This window comes from Shewanella sp. SM32 (genome assembly GCF_025654235.1).
In the GTDB taxonomy this organism is placed as follows: Bacteria; Pseudomonadota; Gammaproteobacteria; order Enterobacterales; family Shewanellaceae; genus Shewanella; species Shewanella oncorhynchi.
In genome coordinates this window covers 1-3,750 of record NZ_JAKKRO010000118.1, presented here as the reverse complement: position 1 = coordinate 3,750, position 3,750 = coordinate 1, and the positions used below count along the sequence as shown (strand labels likewise).

Annotated in this window: 2 protein-coding genes; both read left to right on the top strand. The window is 43.4% G+C overall.

What is annotated here, in order from left to right; translation table 11 throughout:
• On the top strand, nucleotides 1–384 hold a 384-nt coding region (locus tag L5M10_RS23350), incomplete at its 5' end, for a winged helix-turn-helix transcriptional regulator (protein WP_263256046.1).
• A gap of 63 nt (nucleotides 385–447) precedes the next feature.
• Nucleotides 448–3,561: an HsdR family type I site-specific deoxyribonuclease gene (locus L5M10_RS23345; protein ID WP_263256045.1), complete on the top strand. Its 3,114-nt coding sequence runs from the start codon at nucleotides 448–450 to the stop codon at nucleotides 3,559–3,561.
• Nucleotides 3,562–3,750 lie beyond the last annotated feature (189 nt).

The following is a 3,750-nucleotide window of genomic DNA, read 5'->3' as shown; positions in this document are numbered from 1 at the left end:
CTAGAAAGTGTGATTAAAGACCATCAGCAAGCCTATTATCACGCCCTTGAGCAGGCCGATAACCAAGCAGACAGTACGCCGTTTATTCATTTTATGTTGTCGGTTATTCAGCAAACACTCGCGCAAAACGCCTCTGTAAGTGCCCCTCTAAGAGAAGGTAAAAACGCCCCTGTAAATACCCTTATCAATGTAACGGGCCTTAAAACGCCTGAGGCTATTTTAGCATTGCTCAGTAACACGCCCGAGCTAACCCGACAACAACTCGCCGATACCTTGAATAAAGACGTKAGAACCATTGGTCGCGCCATTAGCAAACTACAAAAAGAAGGCAGGTTAACTCGGGTAGGTTCAGATAAAACCGGCCATTGGCAAGTCACTGAATAATGCGATGCAGTGGCTGGTTCCATTTTGGAAAACACCACGGCTAACAAAAAAGGATGTAAACGAATGACGACTTATAAAGCGGTGGCAGAATCCAATAACTTTATTGTGTTAGATAAATACACTAAAGAGTGGCAGGTTAACGAAAGCTTTCAAAGCGAAGGTGATTTAGAACGTGAGCTGATTCAGGACCTAAGCAACCAGGGCTATGAGTATTTATCGGCACTAACCACGCCCGATGCCATGCTGGCGAATGTRCGCAAGCAGCTACAAGCCCTTAATAAGGTCGARTTTACCGATGCCGAGTGGGCTCGCTTTTGCGAGCAATACCTGAACACACCAAGCGACAATATTCTTGATAAAACTCGCAAAGTGCACAGTGACTATATTTTCGATTTTGTCTTTGATGATGGCCATATAGAAAACATCTACCTGTTTGATAAGAAGACCATTGCTCGTAACAAAGTGCAGGTCATTAAGCAGTTTGAGCAAACGGGAAGCCATGCCAACCGTTACGATGTGACGATTTTGATCAATGGTTTGCCTTTGGTGCAAATCGAACTGAAAAAGCGTGGTGTGGCGATCCGTGAGGCGTTTAATCAAATWCATMGSTACAGCAAAGARAGCTTTAATGCAGAGAACTCSTTGTACAAGTTCTTGCAGCTTTTTGTGATCTCTAATGGCACCGACACGCGCTATTTTGCCAATACCACCAAGCGCGACAAAAACAGCTTCGATTTTACGATGAACTGGGCGAAGTCAGACAATACGCTGATCAAGGATTTAAAAGACTTTACCGCCACTTTTTTCCAGAAAGAGACCTTGCTTGAAGTGATCTTGCGTTACTCGGTGTTTGACGTCAGCAATACCTTACTTGTAATGCGCCCTTACCAAATTGCGGCTACTGAGCGCATTTTATGGAAGATAAAGAGCGCGTTTAACGCTAARRACTGGGCTAAGCCAGAGAGCGGTGGSTACATTTGGCACACYACGGGTTCWGGYAAAACACTCACCAGCTTTAAAGCGGCACGTTTGGCCACCGATTTAGACTGTATCGATAAAGTCTTYTTTGTGGTGGACCGAAAAGACCTCGACTATCAGACGATGAAAGAGTATCAGCGGTTCTCGCCTGATAGTGTGAACGGTTCAGACAGTACCGCAGGGCTTAAGAGTAACCTGGATAAAGACGATAACAAGATTGTCGTCACCACAATCCAAAAGCTCAACAACTTAATCAAAAGCGAAAGCGATTTAGCTATATACAACAAGCAAGTYGTYTTTATTTTTGATGAGTGTCATCGAAGCCAGTTCGGTGARGCGCAGAAAAACCTGAAGAAGAAATTCAAAAAGTACTACCAGTTTGGCTTYACMGGTACGCCMATTTTCCCAGAAAAYGCMYTGGGYGCWGAAACCACGGGYRRCGTGTTTGGCCAGCAGTTGCACACKTATGTGATCACTGACGCCATTCGTGATGAAAAAGTACTCAAGTTCAAAGTGGACTATAACGATGTTCGTCCGCAATTTAAGAGCATTGAGACTGAGCAGGATGATAAGAAGCTTAGTGCGGCGGAGAATAAGAAAGCCTTCTTACATCCAATGCGCATTGGTGAAATCTCGCAGTATATTCTGAGCCATTTTAACCAGAAAACACATCGAGCCTATTCTGGCGCCAAAGGGTTTAACGCCATGTTTGCGGTCAGTAGTGTTGATGCGGCGAAAGCCTACTATGAAACCTTCAAAACATTGCAGGCCGAGGCTGAGAATGGACCTACAAGTAAACCTCTGCGCATTGCAACTATCTTCTCATTTGCTGCCAATGAAGAGCAGGACGCCATTGGTGATATTTTAGATGAGAGTTTTGAAGTCAGTGCCATGAACAGCAGCGCAAAAGAGTTTTTGAGCGCCGCGATTAAAGATTACAACGCCATGTTTAAATCTAACTATGGCGTGGACAGTAATGGCTTTCAGAACTACTACCGTGACCTTGCTCAGCGCGTGAAGAATCAAGAAATAGATCTGCTCATAGTGGTGGGGATGTTTTTAACGGGCTTTGATGCGCCTACGCTTAACACCTTGTTTGTTGATAAGAATTTGCGCTATCACGGCTTGATGCAGGCATTTTCTCGCACTAACCGCATTTATGATGCGACGAAGACCTTTGGCAATATTGTTACCTTCCGTGATTTGGAACAGGCAACCATTGATGCAATCACCTTGTTTGGTGACAAAAACACCAAAAACGTGGTGTTGGAGAAGAGCTACAAAGAATACATGGAAGGCTTTAACGATATTGCTACTGGCCAAGCGCGTCGAGGTTTTGTTGATATCGTCAAAGAGCTGCAAGAACGCTTTCCAAACCCAGAAAATATTGAAAAAGAACAAGATAAAAAAGAGTTTGCCAAGCTGTTTGGTGAATACCTAAAAGCAGAAAATATTTTACAAAACTACGATGAGTTTGCTGGATTAAAAGCACTGCAAAGCTTAGATACCAGTGATGAACAAGCGGTTGAAGAGTTTAAGTCAAAGTACTATCTGGACGATGCTGACATCGAGGCAATGCAAACAATCGATATGCCGAGCGAACGTGCTATCCAAGATTATCGCTCTACCTACAACGATACCCGCGACTGGTTGCGACGCGATAAAGAAGGTCAGGATAAAGATAAGTCAACGGTAGACTGGGACGATGTGGTCTTTGAAATTGATTTGCTTAAATCGCAAGAAATCAACCTCGATTACATTCTTGAACTGATTTTTGATCACAATAAGAAGAACAAGAGCAAAGAAGGCTTGATTGAAGAAGTTCGTCGTATGATCCGCGGTAGCCTTGGCAATAGAGCGAAAGAGAGCTTGGTGGTTGATTTTATTAACCAGACAAACCTAGATGAGATCAATGACAAAGCCAGCATTATCGACGCTTTCTTCAAATTCGCCCAGGCGGAGCAGAAGCGCGAAGCCGATGCCATTATTGCCTCTGAAAAGCTCAATATCGATGCTGCCAAACGCTATATTGCGTCATCACTCAAACGTGAGTACGCCTCTGAAAATGGCACAGCACTTAATGAGGCACTGCCCAAACTTAGCCCATTGAACCCACAGTACCGAACCCAGAAGCAAACGGTTTTTCAGAAAATTGCCGCTTTTGTTGAAAAATTCAAAGGTGTGGGTGGGCAGTTGTAGTGATATGAAGAGCTCTTTTCACGTAGTTAATGCTTGATGAAAAGAGCTCGATATTTTTAAATTAGTGCTGTTTTTTTTCGAGATAGCAGATATGAATATTCAAATTAGTTTAATTATTATGCATTTTCTGGATAGGTCATTGGCCCACAAATGGAGCTAATAAGTAAAGCTACTAAATGATTTCTGTCC